Origin of the sequence: Actinacidiphila oryziradicis (assembly GCF_005047355.1) — a bacterium.
Lineage (GTDB): Bacteria > Actinomycetota > Actinomycetes > Streptomycetales > Streptomycetaceae > Actinacidiphila > Actinacidiphila oryziradicis.
The window spans coordinates 32920-52157 of sequence record NZ_SUMC01000024.1 but is presented as its reverse complement, the minus strand read 5'-3'; the positions used below and the strand labels follow the sequence as shown (position 1 = coordinate 52157).

19 protein-coding genes and 1 pseudogene are annotated in these 19238 nt (G+C 70.3%); 10 read left to right on the top strand and 10 right to left on the bottom strand.

All coding sequences use genetic code 11. From position 1 onward, the window contains the following. Positions 1 to 99: 99 nt before the first annotated feature. A pseudogene (locus tag FCI23_RS60000) lies at positions 100 to 342 on the bottom strand (glycosyl hydrolase); the annotation flags it as partial. Further along, the gene (locus tag FCI23_RS58350; protein WP_211265457.1) at positions 254 to 649 is read right to left on the bottom strand and encodes an RNA polymerase sigma factor; all 396 of its coding nucleotides are present in this window, start codon (positions 647 to 649) and stop codon (positions 254 to 256) included. The gene FCI23_RS58350 and the pseudogene FCI23_RS60000, both read right to left, overlap by 89 nt. 247 nt (positions 650 to 896) lie before the next feature. On the opposite strand from FCI23_RS58350, the gene FCI23_RS23990 reads away from it, so the two are divergent. Together FCI23_RS23990 and FCI23_RS23985 are read left to right on the top strand one after the other, a co-directional pair. Next, on the top strand, positions 897 to 1859 hold the full coding sequence (locus FCI23_RS23990) for a thaumatin family protein (protein WP_169316914.1): 963 nt from the start codon (positions 897 to 899) through the stop codon (positions 1857 to 1859). A 318-nt stretch (positions 1860 to 2177) separates the two neighbouring features. After that, positions 2178 to 3698 (top strand): glutamate synthase subunit beta, encoded by a 1521-nt coding sequence (locus FCI23_RS23985; RefSeq protein WP_136725994.1) that lies wholly within the window; start codon positions 2178 to 2180, stop codon positions 3696 to 3698. Positions 3699 to 3760: 62 nt separating this feature from the next. On the opposite strand, the gene FCI23_RS23980 is transcribed toward FCI23_RS23985, so the two are convergent. After that, on the bottom strand, positions 3761 to 5428 hold the full coding sequence (locus FCI23_RS23980) for a serine/threonine-protein kinase (RefSeq protein ID WP_169316913.1): 1668 nt from the start codon (positions 5426 to 5428) through the stop codon (positions 3761 to 3763). Between the two features lie 158 nt (positions 5429 to 5586). On the opposite strand from FCI23_RS23980, the gene sthA reads away from it, so the two are divergent. Beyond that, positions 5587 to 6990, top strand: coding sequence for a Si-specific NAD(P)(+) transhydrogenase (sthA, locus tag FCI23_RS23975; protein ID WP_136725992.1), 1404 nt, complete (start codon positions 5587 to 5589; stop codon positions 6988 to 6990). A 137-nt stretch (positions 6991 to 7127) separates the two neighbouring features. Here sthA and FCI23_RS23970 read toward each other — a convergent pair whose 3' ends face one another. Both FCI23_RS23970 and hpnH read right to left on the bottom strand, forming a co-directional pair. Further along, entirely contained in the window at positions 7128 to 8606 is a 1479-nt protein-coding gene (locus tag FCI23_RS23970; RefSeq protein WP_136725991.1) for a sensor histidine kinase, read from the bottom strand. 201 nt (positions 8607 to 8807) lie between these two features. Beyond that, entirely contained in the window at positions 8808 to 9812 is a 1005-nt protein-coding gene (gene hpnH, locus FCI23_RS23965) for an adenosyl-hopene transferase HpnH (RefSeq protein WP_136725990.1), read from the bottom strand. A gap of 86 nt (positions 9813 to 9898) precedes the next feature. On the opposite strand from hpnH, the gene FCI23_RS23960 reads away from it, so the two are divergent. Beyond that, positions 9899 to 10537 carry a TetR/AcrR family transcriptional regulator gene (locus FCI23_RS23960; RefSeq protein WP_136725989.1) on the top strand — a complete coding sequence of 213 codons (639 nt, stop codon included), beginning with the start codon at positions 9899 to 9901 and terminating at the stop codon, positions 10535 to 10537. 37 nt (positions 10538 to 10574) lie between these two features. Here FCI23_RS23960 and FCI23_RS23955 read toward each other — a convergent pair whose 3' ends face one another. Further along, positions 10575 to 11441: an Fpg/Nei family DNA glycosylase gene (locus tag FCI23_RS23955; RefSeq protein ID WP_136725988.1), complete on the bottom strand. Its 867-nt coding sequence runs from the start codon at positions 11439 to 11441 to the stop codon at positions 10575 to 10577. 119 nt (positions 11442 to 11560) lie between these two features. Here FCI23_RS23955 and FCI23_RS23950 point away from each other — a divergent pair, with 119 nt between their 5' ends. Both FCI23_RS23950 and FCI23_RS23945 read left to right on the top strand, forming a co-directional pair. Further along, positions 11561 to 12235 (top strand): hypothetical protein, encoded by a 675-nt coding sequence (locus tag FCI23_RS23950; protein ID WP_136725987.1) that lies wholly within the window; start codon positions 11561 to 11563, stop codon positions 12233 to 12235. Positions 12236 to 12338: 103 nt separating this feature from the next. Further along, the gene (locus FCI23_RS23945) at positions 12339 to 12560 is read left to right on the top strand and encodes a dodecin (RefSeq protein ID WP_136725986.1); all 222 of its coding nucleotides are present in this window, start codon (positions 12339 to 12341) and stop codon (positions 12558 to 12560) included. Positions 12561 to 12634: 74 nt separating this feature from the next. Here FCI23_RS23945 and FCI23_RS23940 read toward each other — a convergent pair whose 3' ends face one another. Beyond that, positions 12635 to 13264, bottom strand: coding sequence for an NAD(P)-dependent oxidoreductase (locus FCI23_RS23940; RefSeq protein WP_136725985.1), 630 nt, complete (start codon positions 13262 to 13264; stop codon positions 12635 to 12637). A gap of 234 nt (positions 13265 to 13498) precedes the next feature. Between FCI23_RS23940 and FCI23_RS58345 the strand changes: the two genes are divergently transcribed. The 4 genes from FCI23_RS58345 (at position 13499) to FCI23_RS23920 (ending at position 16684) form a co-directional block, all read left to right on the top strand. Beyond that, positions 13499 to 13786, top strand: a complete 288-nt coding sequence (locus FCI23_RS58345; RefSeq protein WP_211265466.1) for a hypothetical protein — start codon at positions 13499 to 13501, stop codon at positions 13784 to 13786. A 34-nt stretch (positions 13787 to 13820) separates the two neighbouring features. Further along, positions 13821 to 15440, top strand: a complete 1620-nt coding sequence (lnt, locus tag FCI23_RS23930; RefSeq protein WP_136725984.1) for an apolipoprotein N-acyltransferase — start codon at positions 13821 to 13823, stop codon at positions 15438 to 15440. Between the two features lie 233 nt (positions 15441 to 15673). Beyond that, on the top strand, positions 15674 to 16177 hold the full coding sequence (locus FCI23_RS23925; protein WP_136725983.1) for a DinB family protein: 504 nt from the start codon (positions 15674 to 15676) through the stop codon (positions 16175 to 16177). 144 nt (positions 16178 to 16321) lie between these two features. Next, the gene (locus tag FCI23_RS23920) at positions 16322 to 16684 is read left to right on the top strand and encodes a hypothetical protein (RefSeq protein WP_211265456.1); all 363 of its coding nucleotides are present in this window, start codon (positions 16322 to 16324) and stop codon (positions 16682 to 16684) included. Here FCI23_RS23920 and FCI23_RS23915 read toward each other — a convergent pair. The 3 genes from FCI23_RS23915 to FCI23_RS23905 all read right to left on the bottom strand — a co-directional run bounded on the left by FCI23_RS23915 (position 16672) and on the right by FCI23_RS23905 (position 19217). Continuing rightward, positions 16672 to 17091, bottom strand: coding sequence for a hypothetical protein (locus FCI23_RS23915; protein WP_136726072.1), 420 nt, complete (start codon positions 17089 to 17091; stop codon positions 16672 to 16674). The two genes, FCI23_RS23920 and FCI23_RS23915, sit on opposite strands and share 13 nt — an antisense overlap. Before the next feature lie 599 nt (positions 17092 to 17690). Continuing rightward, positions 17691 to 18407 carry a uracil-DNA glycosylase gene (locus tag FCI23_RS23910; RefSeq protein WP_136725981.1) on the bottom strand — a complete coding sequence of 239 codons (717 nt, stop codon included), beginning with the start codon at positions 18405 to 18407 and terminating at the stop codon, positions 17691 to 17693. 51 nt (positions 18408 to 18458) lie between these two features. Continuing rightward, positions 18459 to 19217 carry an SDR family oxidoreductase gene (locus FCI23_RS23905; protein WP_136725980.1) on the bottom strand — a complete coding sequence of 253 codons (759 nt, stop codon included), beginning with the start codon at positions 19215 to 19217 and terminating at the stop codon, positions 18459 to 18461. Positions 19218 to 19238: the final 21 nt, after the last annotated feature.

Below are 19238 nucleotides of genomic sequence, written 5' to 3'. Positions count from 1 at the left end.
AGGCCTGACGAACGCGGCCTGCTGCTGCGCTGTCGGGAACCGTGTGCCCTGGGAGAAGTCGATCAGGGCATATTCGGTGAGCCAGATCGGCTTGTGGTAGCGCTCGCACACTGCCTGCAGATAAGACTTGAGCTGGCCGACCGCGGCGGATGTGGTGAAGTCCCCGCCGTACCAGTGCAGGGCGATGAAGTCCACGCGGTAGCCGCGGGCTTTCGCACCCGACATGAAGCGGTCCAGCCAGCCCCCGGGGGTGTCACCGCCGTAAGCGACCGCGGGGCTGCCGAGGACGCGGCCCGCGCCCATCAGCTTGGGCCACAGCGAAAGCGCCTGATCGACGGTCATGTTGGACTGGGCGGCCATGTCGGGTTCTGCGGTAATGATCGCGGTTGCGGACCTGCCGTACGGTGATCGCCACCAGCCAGGACCGGAAGGCGTCCGGATCACGCAGGTCGGACAGGCCCCGCACCACTCGCAACAACGTCTCCTGGACAACATCGTCGACATCGCTGTGGGCGCCCAGCGCACGGCCGACGATGTTGTAGACGAGCGGCAGCGAGTCGGCTACCAGCTCCTCCAACGCCCCCTGGTCGCCGTCGCGGGCGGCGACCACCATCTCGGTATCGGTACCGCTCCTACCGTTTCCGCGCATGCTCCACTCTCCGGGTGTCATCTGCCTCTGTTATCGGAGACCGGCGAGGCGGGACCGGACAACGGAAATTCCTGGCGCACGTCCCGGCATTTTCTGTTGTCGGCCCGCTTCCCGCCGGTCTCCGGTAACAGGGGCCAAGCCGATGACAAGGACGAGGACAGGTACCGCGATGGGACGAAGGCGCAACCGTACACAGCGGGCCCGAAGATCACGGGTCGGGCTCTTGGTGACGGTGATCACCGTAGCGGTGACCGTGTTCTGGTTCGAGTCGTCCGGCCACTCCCCCGGCTCCGGGCACGACCGGCAGGTCAGTACCGCCGCCGACCGCGCCGCGGCCACCGTGCCCGTCCCCGACGCGACGGCGTCGCCGTCCGCGTCGGCGAGCCCCGGCCGCTCCGGCGCGCCAAGCCGGCCCGGCGCTTCCAAGGCCGCGCGGCCCACCGCCACCACCCGCTCCACCGCCACCCACCGGCCTGGCGGGACCGCGACGAAGGCCACCGGCGGCGGCGCGGCCGGCACCCGTACCTTCTCCTTCGCCAACCGCCTCGGCCGGACCGTCTGGCTGGCCGCCACCAAGGGCGACAAGCACCCGCTCACCACGACCGGATGGGTCCTCCGGCCAGGAGGGAGCGTCTCCGTCGCCGTACCGGAGGGATGGGGAGGGCGTTTCTGGGGCCGCACCGGCTGCGTCTTCAACGCCGCTGGACGGGGGCACTGCGAGACCGGTGACTGTGCGGGCCGATTCCAGTGCGGCCAGTACGGCGTGATCCCCGCGACGCTCGCCGAGTTCAACCTCAACTCCTGGCAGAACCTCGACTTCTACGACGTCAGCATGGTCGACGGCTCCAACGTCCCGATGTGGATCAACATCGCGGCCGGCCGGACCAAGGACCCGATCTGCGCCTCCGGCTGCTCCTCCGCGGGCTGCACCCGACCCGTGCCGTGCCCCGCCGAACTGCGCGTACGCACAGGCGGCCGCACGGTCGGCTGCGAGTCGCCCTGCGGGGTATTCGGCACCGACCAGTACTCCTGCCGTGCGCAGTGGGCCCCCCGCGATCAGTACCTGCCGGAGAAGTGGCCCGTGAACTACGCGGCGACCTTCAAGAAGGCCCAGCCGTTCGCGTACTCATACGTCGATGACGACGCCACCAGCACCTTCACCTGCGCCGGAGAGTGCGGCTACCGCATTGCCTTCGGAAACCCCCCGTGACCGATGTGCCGGCACTACCCCCGCTTCAGCAGAGGCCGGTACTCGCCAGGGAGCTGGGCGATCACGTCGTCGTACTCCTTCGCCGATGGCTTGCTGCAGCACCGCGAAGACGGCCCGCAGGTCCCTGAGCGCCTCCTGTCGGGTGATACCCGCGGGGTCGCGCCGGCGGCCCGCCCTTGCCGCGACGCCGGCCAGGCGGCTGATGTGGATGAGCTGTGCGTGCCGGCCAAGGACCCTCGACCAGCACGTCCGAAACGGGTCAAGGGCGACGTATGGTAGCGAGTAGATGCGATCGCTGCGCTCAAGCCGGAGGCCGCCATGGCGGACCCGAAGGGCTTTCTCAAGATCCCCCGCCGCACCTGGCCCCGCCGTCCGGTAGAGGAGCGGGTGAAGGACTGGAACGAGGTCTACCAGGGCCAGGGACTGCTGCCGATCATCAGCGAGCAGGCGGAGCGCTGCATGGACTGCGGCATCCCGTTCTGCCACGACAGCTGTCCGCTGGGAAATCTGATCCCCGAGTGGAATGACCTGGTCTCCCGCGACGACTGGGCGGCCGCGAGCGACAGGCTGCACGCGACGAACAACTTCCCGGAATTCACCGGACGACTGTGTCCAGCTCCCTGCGAGACCGCGTGCGTCCTGGCGATCAACGCGGACCCGGTGACGATCAAGAACGTCGAGGCCGCGATCGCCGACGACGCGTGGGAACACGGCTATGCGCCGCCGCTGCCCCCCGAGCGACTGTCCGAAAAACGGGTCGCCGTCATCGGCTCCGGTCCCGCCGGGCTGGCCTGCGCGCAGCAGCTGACCCGGGCCGGGCACACGGTGACGGTGTACGAGCGGTCCGACCGGATCGGCGGGCTGCTGCGCTACGGGATACCCGAGTTCAAGATGGAGAAGCGCCATCTCGACCGCCGTATCGAGCAGATGAGGGCGGAGGGCACGAAGTTCCGTACGGGTGTGGCGGTGGGCACCGGGCTTGACGCCGCCGCGCTGGTGCGGGGCCACGACGCGGTGGTGGTGGCCGTCGGCGCCACCGCTTGGCGCGAACTTCCGGTACCGGGGCGGGAGTTGCACGGCATACATCAGGCCATGGAATACCTCCCGATGGCCAACCGGGTGTGCGAGGGCGACTTCGCGGAGCCGCCTGTCACCGCGGAGGGCAAGGACGTGGTGATCGTCGGCGGCGGGGACACCGCCGCGGACTGCCTGGGCACCGTACTGCGGCAGCGCGCGGCTTCGGTCGTGCAGTTGGACATCAATCCGCAGCCGGGCTCGGAGCGGAGGCAGGACGAGCCGTGGCCGGTGTATCCGAAGGTCTACCGGGTCTCGCCGGCCCACGAGGAGGCCGGTGCGCTGGCTCGCCTCAGCAGTGCGGACCGGGCCGGGCGCGGCGTGCCGCTGCCCGGGCCGGAAGGCGACGTGCGGATGTTCTCGGCGTCCACTCTGAGCTTTCGCGGGGACGCCGACGGGCATGTGCGCTGGCTGCGGCTGGCCGGTGTCGGACCGTCCGGGCGCAGGCCCCGGCCCGGGGCGGAGCGGCTGATCCCGGCGCAACTGGTGCTGCTCGCCCTGGGGTTCGAGGGACCGGAGCGGGACAACGGTCTGGTCGACCGGCTCGGACTGCGGCTCGATGCCCGCGGCACCATCGCCCGCGACGCGGAGTTCGCCACCCGCGACGGAATCTTCGTGGCGGGCGACGCGGGCCGCGGCCAGTCGCTCATCGTCTGGGCAATCGCGGAGGGCCGCTCCGCGGCAGCGGCCGTGGACCGTTATCTCATGGGTGCGACGGCCCTTCCCGCCCCGATCGCACCGACGGACCGCGCGCTCGTGGTGTGACCTTCAGGACCGCCGCTCGCCACCGACGTCACCGGTGCCCCGGGCGGGCACCGGCCGGGCCGTCACCGCACCGGCTGGAACGACGACAGGAAGACCGCGAGGGCGCTCTGGTTGGCCTCGGTGTACCACTCCGACTCGGGCACGCTCCACTTGATGGCATACCCGTGCGTCGAGTCGACCACAAAGCCCCGGTCGAGCGAGCGGTATCGGATCCCCTTGAAGTCGAACGTCCACTCCCAGTCGGCCGCCTGCCAACCGCGGTACTCCGCGACGCGGATGTCACCGATCCGCTGGTAGCCCGGGATGGTGTCCATCACCCTCGCCTCCAGCTGCTGCCACGCTACGACCGGATCCGTGCCGGGGTCCTTGGTCACATCGACAAGCAGCCTGCGCGGATCGCCGGTGCCGGCGAATGTGGAGCCGGTGGAGAAGCCGTTGTCCCCGATCCGCTTCCAGCCGTCCGGGATGGCGATGGAGAAGCCCATCGGGTCGCTGTCCAAGACGAATCCCGAGGGCACCGAGCTGCTGCTGTCGGCGGACGCCGACTGCGACGACGACAGCGACACGGACTGGGACGACGACGGGCTCGGGAGCCCCGAGTGCGAGGAGCCGCCGGCCGGCGTGGCCGGCAGGGGGAAGCTGGTGGGGAACGCGGTAGCCGGGCCGGACGCGGACGGGCCCGCGTTGTCCCCGGTCAGCTGGAGTACGGCGACCAGGGCCCCGAACACCGTGAGCACCGCGACCGCTCCCAGGGTGACGGCCTTCGGCCGCTGGCGCACCCGGTACCGCAATCCACGCAGGAATCCTGTGCCGCCCGCCAGCCAGCCGCGGCGTACGACCTTGCCGGAACGGGATCGCGCGGCGGAGACGGATTCCCCCGAGTCCGCCGTCCCGACCGCGGACTCGGTGACCACCCGGTCCAGCGCACGGCGGGCCACCGTCTCGTCCGCCCGCTCCACCGGGTCCTTGCGCAGCAGCGCGTTGATGGCGAGCTCCAGCGGTCCTGCGTGCAGTGGCGCCCGTACCGGTTCCCGGGCCACAGCGGCGAGCGTGGCGTCCAGCGAGCCGTGGTCGCGATACGGAGGGCGCCCCTCGACCATGGCGTACAGCACAGCGCCCAGCGACCACAGGTCCGAGGCGGGCCCGGGCCGGTCACCGCGGGCCCGCTCCGGGGAGGCGAAGCATGCCGACCCGGCCGGCATGCGGGTGGCGGACGACAGGACGCCGTCGGCGACGGTCAGGCCGAAGCCGGAGAGCGCGATCCGGCCGTCACCGCGGACGAGCACGTGCGACGGCCGCACATCGCCGTGTGTGATGCCCTCGCGGTGCGCGGCACCGAGGACATCAAGCAGTTCCAGGCCGATCCGCGCCGCGTGGCCCGAGTCCAGCGGGCCGCGCTCGCTGAGCAGTTCGTCCAGCCGACGCGCCTCGACAAGCTCGGTTACCATCCACAGCCGCTTCTCCTCCTCGGCTATGTCGATGACGGTGACGACCCTGTCGGGGCACACCAGGGCCATCACCTCGGCCTCCCGGAGCATCCTGGCGACCAGCCGCCGTTTGGTCCGTTCATCCAGCTCGCCGTCGAACCTCAGTTCGTTCACGGCCACCGGGCGGCCGAGCTCCACGTCCTCGGCCCGCCAGGCCGATCCGTTGGCGCCCTCTCCGATCAGATCGATCAGCCGGTACCGTCCGGCGAGGAACTGCCATGTAGTGCCTTGTGTAGTGACCATGGTCATCCCTCATCGCATGCCGGAGCATTCCCACTGACGGCCTGTACGGCCCGGGCGCCCCTGTCTACTCAATCCGGCGCACATTTCTTGGAGTTTGTCGCTCTGCGACCCAGGATTGACCCTTCCCGTACAGTGCGTCAGGCTGTCAGACTCACCAGGTGCCCGACTTCGACTTGTTGGTGATCGGATCAGGACCGGGCGGCCAGAGAGCCGCCGTCGCCGCAGCCAAACTCGGCCGGCGGGTCGCCGTCGCCGACCGCCCCGACATGATCGGCGGGGTGTGCATCAATACCGGCACCATTCCCTCCAAGACCCTTCGCGAGGCAGTGCTCTACCTGACCGGGCTCACCCAGCGCGACCTCTACGGGCAGAGCTACCGGCTCAAGGAAGAGATCACCGTTGCCGACCTGACGGCCCGCACGCAACATGTGGTGAGCCGCGAGGTCGATGTCATCCGGAGCCAGCTGACCCGTAACCACATCGCGCTGCTCGCCGGTACCGGCCGGTTCACGGACGACCACACCGTCGCCGTACGGGATGTGACCGGCCAGGACCGACTGGTGACCGCGGAGCACATAGTGATCGCCACCGGCACACGTCCGGCGCGGCCGGCCAGCGTCGAGTTCGACGACCGGACCATCGTGGACTCCGACAGTGTCCTCAACCTGGAGACCGTGCCACGCTCCATGGTGATCGTGGGGGCCGGGGTGATCGGCATCGAGTACGCCTCGATGTTCGCCGCCCTCGGCAGCAAGGTGACGGTCGTCGAACAGCGCGACGCGATGCTCGACTTCTGCGACCTGGAGATCGTCGAGGCGCTCAAGTATCACTTGCGGGAGCTGGCGGTGACCTTCCGCTTCGGCGAGACGGTGGCCGCGGTCGAGCGCCACCCGCGGGGCACCCTCACCGTGCTGGAGAGCGGGAAGCGGATCCCCGCCGACACCGTGATGTACTCCGCCGGACGGCAGGGGCTCACCGACGAGCTCGATCTGGACAAGGCCGGGCTCTCCGCCGACCGGCGCGGGCGGATAGCGGTCGACGAGCACTACCGCACCACTGTGCCGCACATCTATGCCGTGGGCGATGTCATCGGCTTCCCGGCGCTGGCCGCGACCTCGATGGAGCAGGGGCGGGCAGCCGCGTACCACGCGTGTGGTGAGGCGGTGAATCCGATGGGCCATATGCAGCCCATCGGCATCTACACCATCCCGGAGACCAGTTTCATCGGCCGGACCGAGGACCAGCTGACCGAGGAGCGGGTGCCCTTCGAAGTCGGCATCTCCCGCTACCGCGAGCTGGCCCGCGGCCAGATCATCGGCGATTCCCACGGCATGCTGAAGCTCCTGGTCTCCACGGAGGACCGGCGGCTGCTCGGCGTCCATGTCTTCGGCACCGGCGCCACCGAGCTGATCCACATCGGGCAGGCCGTGATGGGCTGCGGCGGCACCGTGGACTATCTGGTCGACGCGGTGTTCAACTATCCGACTCTCGCCGAGTCCTACAAGGTCGCCGCCCTGGACGCGACCAACAAGCTCCGCCAAATCGGCAACCTCTCAGGCTGACCCCGGCGCACCTCAGCGGCACAGGGGTATGAACTCCGTCATATCGATGCCGCCGCGGCGCCGCCCCCGGCCGCCGGCGAACGGGGTTCTGTGGTCATGACCGGGACAGGCCGCACACAAGTGCGGTCCGGGTCCGATCAGTACGACTCCACGGCCTCCGCAATACGCTCCGGTGACGGCGCGCCCCAGGGCAGCCGCAGAGTGAACACGGTGCGCCCCGGCTCGCTGGCCGCCTCCACCCGCCCATTGTGGGCGGCGACGACCGAGGAGACGACGGCCAGCCCCAGACCCGTACCGCCGGCGGCCCGGGAGCGTGAGGCGTCACCGCGGGCGAACCGCTCGAAGACCCTGGACAGCAGTTCGGGGGAGATACCCGGGCCGTCGTCGGTGACCTGGACCAGTATCCCGTCCTCCTGGGGCCGGACCGCGGCTGTGACCGTGGTCCCGGCCGGGGTATGGGTACGGGCGTTGGCCAGCAGATTGGCCACGACCTGATGGAGCCTGGCCTGATCGCCGGTGACCAGTACCGGCTCGTTGGGCACTTCGAGCCGCCAGTGGTGGTCCGGGGCGGCGGTGTGGACGTCGCGCACTGCTTCCGCGACCAGCGGCGAGAGATCCACCTCGCCCCGCTCCAGTGGCCGGTTGTCATCCAGCCGGGCAAGCAGCAGCAGGTCGTCGACGAGCGAACTCAGCCGGGCGGCCCCGGCTTCGACCTGTGCCAGCGCCAATGCGGTCTGCGGGCCGACGACTTCGGTGCCGCGCCGGGTCAATTGGGCGTAACCGGTGATGGCGGCCAGCGGCGTACGCAGTTCGTGGCTGGCGTCGGCGAGGAACCGGCGCATTCTCTGCTCGCTGGCGTGGCGCGCCTCCAGCGCGCCTTCCACGTGGCCGAGCAGCCGGTTCAGCGCGGCCGCGACACGGCCCACTTCGGTGTTGGCATCGGCGTCGGACGCCGGTACCCGCTCCAGCGCTGACACCTCGCCGCTGTGCAGCGGCCGGCCGGAGATCCGCAGAGCGGTGGCCGATATCTGCCGCAGGGGCCGCAGATTGCGCCCGACGACGACCGCCGAGGCCAGGCCTGCCAGGGCCAGTCCGCCCGCCGCGACCACCAGCTCGACCACCACCAGCCGGGTGACGATACTGTCCACCGCCGCGAGCGGCACCCCCGTGGTCACCACCGCCCCGTCTGCGGATCCGGCGCGCACCGCCTTGACCCGGTAGACGCCCAGCCCCGGCAGCCGCACAGTGTAGTGCCCGCCGTCCGCCCGCACCGCGGCCAGCACCGCCTGCTGCGCGGCCGTGGGCTGCTCCGCCTCCCCGGTCGCGCTGACCATCTCGGCGGTCGTCACGCTGCCGCCGTCCACCGCGACGCCCACGGTGCCGCCCGGTACCCCGAACGCGCTGAGGTACGACAGCTCCGCCGATTTGCCCACGGTCCGGGTCACGGTGCCGGCCGAGCGGTCGGCGACGGCGTCGAGCCGGTCGTCCAGGCTCTGCCGCAGGAACGAGCGCATGGCCAACGCTGTGATCAGCGCGATCACCGCGCAGACCACCGCCAGCAGCGCCGTGGTGGAGACGGTCAGCCGGGTACGGAGCGTCCAGTGCCGCCCGCTCATCGCGAGGAGTCCTGGGTCGTGATCGTGGTGGCGGCGGGGGCGAAATGGGAAGAACTCGGGGTCATGTCCCGACGCTGCCTGAGAATTCTGTGAAAAGACTGGCAACCGGCTGCGCGAGGACTTCCGTTGTCCTGTGAATTCCCCATGAAATTGCCGGAGGACCGGCTCCGGGCGGCGGCCCGGGGCCGGTCCACGTCCGGTTCAGCCCGCGGTCACGGCCCTCAACGACTGCTTGAGCGAGCCCATCGTGGCAAGCACGGCCGTTGGCTCATAGCCGCAGTGCGCCATGCAGTTGTCGCAGCGCGGGTCCTTGCCCCGGCCGTACTTGTCCCAGTCGGTGGTCTCCAGCAGCTCCTTGTAGGTCGCCGCGTACCCGTCCGCCATCAGGTAGCAGGGCTTCTGCCAGCCGAAGAGCGAATACGAGGGGATCGCCCAGGGTGTGCACTCGAAGTCGGTGCGCCCCTCCAGGAAGTCCAGGTACAGCTCGGAGTGGTTGAGCCGCCACTTGCGCCGCCGCCCCTCCGAGAAGGCTTCCTTGAACAGCTGCCGGGTCTGTTCGACCCCGAGGAACCGGTCCTGGTCGGGGGCCTTCTCATAGGCGTAGCCCGGGGAGATCTCCATCCGGTCGACCTTGAGGTCGTTGTTGAGGTAGTCCAGAACCTCGACGACGTCCTGCGGACTGTCGTTGTTGAAGAAGGTGGAGTTGGTGTAGACGGCAAAGCCGGCCGCTTTGGCCTGCCGTATCGCCTCGACCGCCTGGTCGAAGACGCCTTCCTTGCTCACCGACTCGTCGTGCCGCTCGCGCAGACCGTCGATGTGCACCATCCAGGCGAAATTGCGGTGCGGGGAGAATTTGTGGAGGTGCTTCGGAAGCAACACCGCGTTGGTGCACAGCACCACGAACTTGCCGCGGGACAGCAACTCGCGGGCCATGACGTGGATCTCCGGGTGCATCAGCGGTTCGCCGCCGGCCAGCGAGACCATCGGGGCGCCGCACTCCTCCACGGCGCCGATCACCTGGGCGACCGGCATGCGCTTCTTCAGCACTCCGGCGGGGTGCTGGATCTTGCCGCAGCCGTTGCACGCGAGGTTGCAGGCGAAGAGCGGTTCCACCTCGACGATGAGCGGGAACTTTTCTCGCCGGAGCAGCTTCTGCTTGACCAGGTAGCTGCCCATCTTGACGGTGAGGTTGAGCGGGAGTGCCATGATCCGTGTCTCCGTCCGCCGAGTACACCGAGCTTTGGAATATCACCCGTAACCACCATACAGTCTGTATGAGACAGGATGTAGGTATGACTAGTCCCCGTGCCACCGGAAACCCCGGGAGCCGCCGCTCCGAGCATGTCGCCGACACCCGCAAGTCCCTGGTGGCGGCGGCCAGAACGCTCTTCGCCGAGCGCGGCTACGCGGCCACCGGGACCGAGGACATCGTGGCGGCCGCCCGGGTCACCCGGGGTGCGCTGTACCACCACTTCCGCGATAAAGCGGATCTGTTCCGGGCCGTGATGGGCGAGTGCGCCCAGGAGATGGCCGAGCGGCTGGTCGAGCAGGAAACCCGCCGGGCCGAACAGCATCCGGGCGATGCGTGGCAGCTGCTGCGGACCGGATTCCAGTCGTTCCTCGATGCTTGCAATGATCCCGACTTCCAGCGGATCGTGCTCGTCGAGGGCCCGGCCGTGCTCGGGCACAGTGCCTGGGACACGCTGGTGGAGCAGCACGGCTATCTGCTGCTGGCCGAGGCACTCACCGAGGCGATCCAGGAAGGCCGGATCGAGGAGCTTCCGGTGCCGCCCCTGACCCGTATGCTCGCGTCGCTGATCTCCGAGGCCAGCCTGTACATCGCCCGCGCCGAGGACCACGACCGGGCCCGCGAGGAAGCGGGGGCGGTCCTGGACCGGCTCCTCGCCGGGCTGGCGGTCGGGAGCGCCTGAGCGGTGCCGGACGGAACGGCACTACTGACGAACGGCGCTACTTGAGCAGCCGGGAAAGCCGCCGGTCGGCGAGCGGCTTGCCGCCGGTCTGGCAGGTTGGGCAGTACTGCAGCGACGACTCGCTGAAGGACACCTCGCGGATCGTGTCGCCGCAGACGGGGCACGGCTGACCGGCACGGCCGTGCACCCGCAGGCCGCTCTTCTTCTCAGCCTTCAGGGTGCCGGCCGCCTGTCCCCGGGAGCGTTCGACGGCGTCACGCAGGACGCTGCCCATCGCTTCGTACAGCACGGAGATCTCGTCGCCGGTCAGTCTCGCGGCGAGCTTGTACGGCGACATGCGTGCGGCGTGCAGCACCTCGTCGGAGTAGGCGTTGCCGATGCCGGCGATCACGCTCTGATCGCGGAGTACGCCCTTGATCTGGCGGCGTTCGTCCGCCAGCAGTCCGGCCAGGACCTCCAGTGTGAACGCCTCGTCGAACGGGTCCGGGCCGAGCCGCGCGATGCCGGGCACGTCGGACGGCTCGCGGACGCAGTACACCGCGAGCCCTTTGCGGGTGCCGGCCTCGGTCAGGTCGAACCCGGTTCTCTCCGGTCCGTCGAGCACCAGGCGCAGGGCCAGCGGTCCTCTGCCGGGGCGCGGCGGCTCGGGCGGCAGCTTCTCCTGCCACCGCAACCAGCCGGCCCTGGCGAGATGGACGACCATGTGGACGCCCGAGGTGCCGATGTCGAGGAATTTGCCGTGCCGGGTGACCGAAGTGACGGTGCGTCCCTCCAGGGCGGTCAGCGGCGGGTCGTACGTCTTGAGCACGCTCACCGCCACCGGAAGCACCCGGGCGATGGCACGGCCGGTCAGGCGCTCGGCGAGGAATCCGGCGAGGGCTTCGACTTCCGGCAGCTCCGGCATGGGCCCAGTGTGCGGCAAGTGGCCGGCCGGCGCACAAGAGGCCGCGCGAATAGGTGGGGCGGCGTTCACTCGCCCAGGGAACTGGACAGGGCACTGTCAACCGTGAATGATCTGGGACCATGGCTGACCCGCTCCCGATGCCCGCGCAGCAGGGCCGTACGGCCACCCGCCCTCTGGACCCCACCGAGGTGATACCCGGCCCACAGCCCCTCGCGACCACCGAGGGGGCAGAGGCCAGAATCATCAGCGGACAGGTCATCAACGGCCGGCACTGTCCCAGCCAGAGCCATCGCGCCCCACGCTCCGCGATCGGCACCGCCTTCCTCGCCGCCACCGGTGCCGCAGTCGGTCTGGGGCTGCTGCTCACCCACGAGTCGTCCGACGCCATCGCCGCCCGGGTCCATGAGCCGGTGAAGTCGGCGCCCGACCAGGCACCGGACCAGACGATCGACCCCGCCCTGGCCGCGGTGTCTGCCCCTGTGCCCGCCGAACAGAGCAAGGCCGCCGGCTCCGGGGCGAAAAGCACCACCGCGACGACCGGCAACGCCCGGACCATCGCTTCCCCGGCCTCCTCGTCGAGTTCCTCCAGCACTGCCGCCAGCAGTTCCTCCGGCACTGCCCGCCACGCCCGCCTCAGCGGGAACTTGGACAGCGCCGACTGGCAGGAGGCCCTGGCGCGGGCAGCCGCCGCCCAGCGCTCGGCAGAGCAGAGCTACACCGGCGGCCGGCACCGCGGCGGCGGACTGCCGCAGGGCGGCGGCGATCTGGGTCAGGGGCAGGGCTTCGGCCGTTAGCGGCCCCTGACCCCCGAGTGGCACCGCCTCCCAATGCGGTCGGACGGACGGTGGGGCACCGTGGAGAGGACATTGCGCGCCCCAGCGGGCCAAGGAGGCCACCATGACCGACCACACCTACCGGATCACCGAGATCGTCGGCTCCTCCCACGAGGGCGTGGACGCCGCCATTCGCAACGGGATCCGCCGTGCCTCCCAGACCCTCCGCAATCTCGACTGGTTCGAGGTGATCCAGGTACGCGGCCAGATCGCGGACGGCGAGATCGAGCACTACCAGGTGGGGCTGAAGGTCGGTTTCCGCCTCGAGGAACCGGACGCGGGCTGACCGCCGCACTCAGCCGGGACCGGCGACCGGACCGACGCCCGCGACGCCTGGATCCATGGCGGCGCGGCCGGCGCTCACCGAGATGAGCTGAGCACGGCGGTACGGCGGATCCACTCGGTACCGGCTGCCGCGGTGAGCATGAATTCGGCGACGTCGGCACGGCTCATCCTGGGCAGGCCCCTCATCGGCAACTTTTCCCCGCTGCGGTAGGTGCCGGTGGCCGGGCCGTGGGTGAGGGCGACGGGGTAGACCAGGGTCCAGTCCAGGGCGCTGGCACGGATCACCTCGTCGGCAACAGCCTTGTCGGCGAACAGCGACCGCATCACCGTCCCGTAGAGCGTCTTCTGCATGACGCTGCCCTGCGCGAGACTGCCGCCGACACCGAAGGCGGAGAGGAACACCGCCCGGCGCACTCCGGAGTCCTCGGCGGCTTCGGTCAGAGCCGTTGCGGCGCGGGAGGCGATGTCGGACCGGATGGACTTGCCGGAGCCGAGGGCGGAAAGCACCGCGTCGTGCCCTGGCAGGGCGGCGGCGAGGTCCACCACCGAGGTGGCGTCACCGGTGAGGACGCGGACACGGGACTTCAGGTCGTCCAGGGCGGCCGGGTTCCGGACGAAGGCGGTAACCTCGTGCCCGGCCCGTAGAGCCTGAACGAGCAGTTCGCGGCCGGTGGCTCCGGTGGCGCCCAGGACGAGCAGCTTCATGGCGGGGTTGTCCCTTCCCGGATCTTGCCTGAGTCCGAGACCTTACTTGAATGTTCACGGAAACCCTAGATGGCACCCGTCAACGATTCAAGCACCTCATCGGCGCGCCGCGACATGCGACCATCGGGCCGTCCCGGGGCGTGGGGTGGAGGCCGGTGCCAGGGACGTCAGCCTGGAGATCCACTCAGCAGCGACCTGGATCAGCGGCAGCAGCTCCCGCCCGACCTCGGTGAGGTGGTGCTGCACCTGGCCGCGGATCGCGCGCCGTCTTCGTCTCCGATCTCGACCTCTTCATCGTCAACGTCGCTCTCCCCCCTGAACGGCCACTTCCACGGCAGCACCCCCACCCGACCCGCCAATGCCAGCGGCACAGGGGCCGTAGCCGCCGGGCGCGCCCTGAACGCCGTCGCCCGCGCGCCGGGCGGCTCAGCCGATGTGGCGAATCTGGTTGCTTCAGTGGCCGCCAGTGGGTATCTGACCGGCGAGATCATCGTCCTGGACGGCGGGCGCGATCCGCGGTGAGGTAGGACGATCGTGACATCGTGAGGGAGCGCGCATGACAGTGACGGTCGACCGGCGTCTTTCCGCGCCGCGATCCCCCCGGCTGACCTCGCCCTGGATGCGCGGGGTGGCGGCCGTGGCCGCGGGCGCGCTTCCGGCGCTGGCCTTCCCGGCACCGTCACTGTGGTGGCTGGCGTATGTGGCGCTGGTGCCGTGGCTTCTGCTGGCCCGGTCGGCGGGGACGGCGCGGCGGGCGGCACTGGACGGATGGCTGGGCGGCGCCGGGTTCATGATCGCGTTGCATCACTGGCTGTGGTCGAGCCTGCATGTCTTCATCGTGCCGCTGGCACTGTTCCTCGGTGCGTTGTGGGCGCCGTGGGGGTGGCTGGTGCGGCGGCTGCTGGGCGGGGCGCCGGGCAGGGACCCGGGTGGGAGGCAGGTGGCGGCGGCGCTGGTGCTGGTGCCGTGCGGCTGGCTGATGGCCGAGCTGGCTCGCTCCTGGCAGTACCTCGGCGGTCCGTGGGGGCTGCTCGGGGCGAGCCAGTGGCAGTTCACGCCCGCGCTGCGGCTCGTGTCGGTCGGCGGGGTGTGGCTGGTCAGCCTGCTGGTGGTCGTGGTGAACACGGCCGTCGCCGTACTGATCGCGCTGCCCCGTGCCCGTAATCCGGCCTGCGCGGCGCTGGCCGTGGTGGGGCTCGGGACGTCGGCGGTCTGGCTGTGGGCACCGGTGCCGAAGCGGACCGGGACAGTACGGATCGCGGTAGTGCAGCCCGGCCTGATCGTAGGTCCGCAGGCGCGCTTCGACCGGGAGGAGCGGCTCACCCGCCAGCTGGCCGGCCAGGGCGCCGACCTGGTGGTGTGGGGCGAGAGCAGCGTCAGCTTCGACCTGACCAGCCGCCCGGACATCGCTCGGCGGCTCGCCGCTCTCTCCAGCGAGGTGGGCGCGGACGTGCTGGTCAATGTCGACGCCCGGCGCGCCGACGGGCGCGGTATCTCCAAGACCTCTGTCCTGATCGGCCCGGACGGCCCGGTCGGGGCCAGCTACGACAAGATGCGGCTGGTGCCCTTCGGCGAGTACATCCCGGCCCGCTCGCTCCTGGGCTGGGCGACCTCCGTCGGCAAGGCAGCCGGCGAGGACCGGCGGCGCGGTGACCACCAGGTCATCATGAGCACCGGGACACTGCGGCTCGGCCCCCTCGTGTGCTTCGAGTCGGCGTTCCCCGACATGAGCCGGCGCCTCGCCGACGGCGGGGCACAACTGCTGGTCGCCCAGTCCTCCACCTCCACCTTCCAGCACAGCTGGGCCCCCGCTCAGCACGCCTCGCTCGCCGCCCTACGGTCGGCCGAGACCTGGCGGCCGATGGTCCACGCCACCCTCACCGGCATCACCGCGGTCTACGACGCCCAGGGCCGGCCGGTCGGCTCCCGCCTGGGCACCTCCCGCAGCACCGCCGCGGTCTACGAGGTCCCGCTCGCCGGCGGCCACAGCCCCTACGACCGCTACGGGGACTGGGCCTGGCACCTGGCCGTCATCCTGCTTGCCGCCGGTGCGGTGTACGAAGCGTTCACCCGGACCCGCCGCGTCCAGCAGCCCTCAGGCCCGGCCCGGAGGCCGGTTCCCCGGACGCGCTCGCACAGGCCGTGTCCGGCGCGGTGGCCGGCGCGGGGCCGGTAGGCCGCCGCAATGCCTCGCCCCGGCACAGCCCCCGTTCGGATTCCGGGGTGACAGCGTCCGTCGGGAAGCGGCAGGGGGCTGTCACAACCACCGCACACCGCGGGCCAGCTGCGGGGCCCGGCCTCGAACTACGCCTGCGGCCGGGCGGCGTTGCGGCGGCCGGGCGAGCCAGGAGCAATTCCGCCGGGGTTAATGCGTCGCGGGATCCAACTTCTCCGTCCATGATGGCGCTCATGACAACGACGCAGCGCATCGATCCGCCCCTGGTGGCCGACGAACGCACCATGCTCGACACCTGGCTCGACTTCCACCGCTCCACCCTCGCCCTGAAATGCGAGGGGCTCAACGACGAGCAGCTCAGGGAGGCCTCCGTACCACCCTCGGAGCTGACCCTGCTGGGACTGGTCCGGCACATGGCCGAGGTGGAACGCAGCTGGTTCCGCAACAGGCTCGCCGCGGAAGGCGCCAAGCCGCTCTACTACACCGACCAGGACGAGGACGGGGACTTCCACAACATCGGCCTGGCCGACACCGCCGGGACCTTCGCCACCTGGCAGGCCGAGATCGAGCATGCCCGCGAACTCGTCCAGGGCCGCTCCCTGGATGACCTCGGCCAATTGCGCGACGCGTCGGTTTCGCTGCGCTGGATCTATGTGCACATGATCGAGGAGTACGCCCGGCACAACGGGCACGCCGATCTGCTCCGGGAGCGGATCGACGGCGCCACCGGGGACTGACCGACGGCTGATCCACACCTTTCCGGCGTCCGCGATCACTCCTGCGGGGCATTCCCAAGCGCTGCCGGGTGGGCCAGAGTTGGCCGGGTGCGTCGAATTGCAGCAGTGATGGTCCTGGCGGCGGCCTCGGCTGTCTCGGGGTGTATGACCGTGTCCCAGCCCGCCGGGCAGGCGGGCTCCGGGCAGTCCTCTGGGCCGGCCCTGCCCTCCTCCGTCACCCCGGTCGTACCGACGGTGTCGATCGTCCAGCAACCCGTCCATGAGGTGTTGGGCACCTTCCGCCCGGAGCCGCCAACCGCGACCGGGCCGACGGCTCCGCCGGCCGGCGCCCCGGCACGGTCGCGGCCCCGGCCCCGTACCGCCGCCCCGGTCGCTCCCCGCCCCCGTGCCCGTCTCGCCGCTCCCCCGGCCGCCGGTGCGAACGTCTGCGAGCTCGGCAAGGTGTACGGCGGCTGGGCGGGCAACAGCGACGCCGCGCGGATCTGCAGGGAGGCCTACGGCAACTGATCCGGAGCGTCCAGCCGGAGTTCCATCCGTCCGATCGCCGCGCGGACCCCGTCCGCGTACGCGTCGTCGCCGAGCACAGCGGCGGCCTCCCGGGCGCGGCCGAGACAGCTGCGCGCCATCCGGTTCTCGCCCACCTTCCAGTAGTCGGCCGCGAGATTCAGATGGAGTGACGGGAAGAAGCCGCGGGCGGCGAGCGCCGCGTGATCGGCGGCATAAAGCGCCCGCAGGTCCCAGTCCAGTTCCGCCTCGGGGTCGTCCTGCGTGTCGGCCATGAAGTGCGCGACAGTGCAGCGGTGGAGCGGGTCACCGTGCTCGCCGAGCTCCTCCCACAGCGCGGCGAAACGGTTCCTCGCTTCCTCGCGGTCTCCGGCGTGCAGCAGCATGGCCACCTGGCCGATCCGCGTCATGACCGCGTCTTCCACCACTTCTTCCACCGACGCCTCCCGCACGCTCTTGCCGTTCCGACTCTCCCGACGCTATCCGCAGGCACTGACAACGGACGTCAGGCGCCGAGACGGGCATCCGGGAAGTCGCCGGGAATCTCGCCGGGCCATGAAATCAGGCAGTTCCGAAGAATTCCGCCGTACGGGCGGAGCGCCGGCCGCCCACCACTGTGGCGTCCGGCTGCTCGCTTGCCGCAGGCTCGAAGCAGCGGCGCCCGACCGGCCGCCGGGCCGGGCCACCCGCGAGGGGGGCAGGTCATGTGCGTCGCCAGGCCGGGCGGTGACCCCTGTACACCACCCGGTCTGCTTCGCCCCCACATGGAGCGGCACCGGGTCCAACACCTCGAACCGGTGGCCGTCGACGACGGGCGGCAGGGCGCGCCGCCGGACATCCTGGACAGGGAGGAATTCCAGCCGGTTGACGCCGTCGCGCGGCCTTCTGTTCTCCTTGGCCCTGTTCGTAATGGGCGAGGATTTCCGATTCGATCCCCATGCCCGATCATCGCTTTTCCGGGCCTGCCCGGGCAACACAATTACCGGCAACACACATACGGGCAGCGCGCCTATGAGCCGGTCGGGCCGAGGTCCGGGAGACGCCAGTCGACCGGGTCGTGGCCCTGGGCCTTCACGGCCTCATCGATCTGGGTGAAGGGCCGGCTGCCGAAGAACAGCTTCGCGGAGAGCGGCGACGGGTGTGCGCCCTGCACCACCGCGTGCCGGGTCGTGTCGATCAGGGGGAGCTTCTTCTTGGCGTAGTTGCCCCACAGGACGAACACCGCCGGGTCCGTGCGTCCGGCGACGGCCCTGATCACCGCATCGGTGAACTTCTCCCAGCCCTTGCCCTTGTGGGAGTTGGCCTCACCCTCGCGCACGGTCAGCACCGCGTTGAGCAGCAGGACGCCCTGCTGGGCCCACGGCATCAGGTAGCCGTTGTCGGGCACCGGATAGCCGTACTCCTCCTTGAGCTCCTTGAAGATGTTCCGCAGCGAGGGCGGGGTCTTCACTCCGGGCCGGACAGAAAAGCACAGGCCGTGCCCCTGGCCCTCGCCGTGGTACGGGTCCTGCCCCAGGACGAGCACCTTGACCTTGTCGTACGGGGTCGCGTCCAGGGCGGCGAACACCTCGTCGCGAGGCGGGAAGATCTTGTGTTCGGTCCGCTCGGCCTCGACGAACTCGGTGAGCTGCTTGAAGTAGGGCGTCTCCAACTCCTCGCCGAGGACGGCCTGCCAGGACTCGGGCAGCATGCTGGGCACGTCAGTGACCTCCGGTACGCGATCCATTACTGGATATGAACGTACCGGGAGCCACTGACAATCGGCTCCGCCGGGCGCTCAGCCGACCCCGGCGTTGAGGAAGATGCCGCCGTCGATGACGAGGGTCTGGCCGGTGATCCAGCCCGCCTGGTCGGACAGCAGGAAGGCGGCGGCACCGGCGACGTCCTCCGGCACGCCCAGCCGCTTCAGTGGATACGCGGCCGCGGCCTCCTCCTCGCGCCCCTCGTAGAGCGCGGCGGCGAACTTGGTCTTCACCACGGCCGGGGCGATTGAGTTCGCCCGTACGCCGGGCGCCATTTCGGAGGCGAGTTGCAGGGTGAGGTTGATCATCGCGGCCTTGCTGATGCCGTAGGCGCCGATGAAGGGCGAGGCGCTGACTCCGGCGAGAGAGGCGATGTTGACGATCGCGCCGCCGTGCTCCTTCTGCCACGCCTTGTATGTCTGCTGGGCGAAGCCGAGCGCGGAGATCACATTGGTCTCGAAGACCTTGCGCGCGACACCGAGGTCGAGTTCGGCGAGCGGGCCGAAGACCGGGTTGGTGCCGGCGTTGTTGGCGAGGTAGTCGACGCGGCCGAACGCCTCCATGGTGCGTTCCACGGCTTCGGCCTGGTGGGACTCGTCGTGTGCCTTGCCGGCGACGCCGATGACCCGGTCGGAGCCGAGCTTCCCGACGGCCTCCTTGAGGGCGTCCTCGTTACGGCCGGTGATGGTGACGCGGTCGCCACGGGCGACTAGCGCCTCGGCGATACCGTAGCCGATGCCGCGGCTGGCGCCGGTGATGATGGCGACGCGGCCGCTGTCAAGCTGCTGGGACATGAGGTGGGAGCTCCGATCGCG

Bases quoted from the DNA above. Each gene is read 5' to 3' on its own strand.
- FCI23_RS58350 (WP_211265457.1), bottom strand. From the start codon at position 649: ATGCGCGGAAACGGTAGGAGCGGTACCGATACCGAGATGGTGGTCGCC.
- FCI23_RS23985 (WP_136725994.1), top strand. From the start codon at position 2,178: ATGGCGGACCCGAAGGGCTTTCTCAAGATCCCCCGCCGCACCTGGCCC.
- FCI23_RS23980 (WP_169316913.1), bottom strand. From the start codon at position 5,428: ATGGTCACTACACAAGGCACTACATGGCAGTTCCTCGCCGGACGGTAC.
- FCI23_RS23970 (WP_136725991.1), bottom strand. From the start codon at position 8,606: ATGAGCGGGCGGCACTGGACGCTCCGTACCCGGCTGACCGTCTCCACC.
- hpnH (WP_136725990.1), bottom strand. From the start codon at position 9,812: ATGGCACTCCCGCTCAACCTCACCGTCAAGATGGGCAGCTACCTGGTC.
- FCI23_RS23960 (WP_136725989.1), top strand. From the start codon at position 9,899: ATGACTAGTCCCCGTGCCACCGGAAACCCCGGGAGCCGCCGCTCCGAG.
- FCI23_RS23955 (WP_136725988.1), bottom strand. From the start codon at position 11,441: ATGCCGGAGCTGCCGGAAGTCGAAGCCCTCGCCGGATTCCTCGCCGAG.
- FCI23_RS23950 (WP_136725987.1), top strand. From the start codon at position 11,561: ATGGCTGACCCGCTCCCGATGCCCGCGCAGCAGGGCCGTACGGCCACC.
- FCI23_RS23945 (WP_136725986.1), top strand. From the start codon at position 12,339: ATGACCGACCACACCTACCGGATCACCGAGATCGTCGGCTCCTCCCAC.
- FCI23_RS23940 (WP_136725985.1), bottom strand. From the start codon at position 13,264: ATGAAGCTGCTCGTCCTGGGCGCCACCGGAGCCACCGGCCGCGAACTG.
- lnt (WP_136725984.1), top strand. From the start codon at position 13,821: ATGACAGTGACGGTCGACCGGCGTCTTTCCGCGCCGCGATCCCCCCGG.
- FCI23_RS23925 (WP_136725983.1), top strand. From the start codon at position 15,674: ATGACAACGACGCAGCGCATCGATCCGCCCCTGGTGGCCGACGAACGC.
- FCI23_RS23920 (WP_211265456.1), top strand. From the start codon at position 16,322: ATGACCGTGTCCCAGCCCGCCGGGCAGGCGGGCTCCGGGCAGTCCTCT.
- FCI23_RS23915 (WP_136726072.1), bottom strand. From the start codon at position 17,091: ATGACGCGGATCGGCCAGGTGGCCATGCTGCTGCACGCCGGAGACCGC.
- FCI23_RS23910 (WP_136725981.1), bottom strand. From the start codon at position 18,407: ATGGATCGCGTACCGGAGGTCACTGACGTGCCCAGCATGCTGCCCGAG.
- FCI23_RS23905 (WP_136725980.1), bottom strand. From the start codon at position 19,217: ATGTCCCAGCAGCTTGACAGCGGCCGCGTCGCCATCATCACCGGCGCC.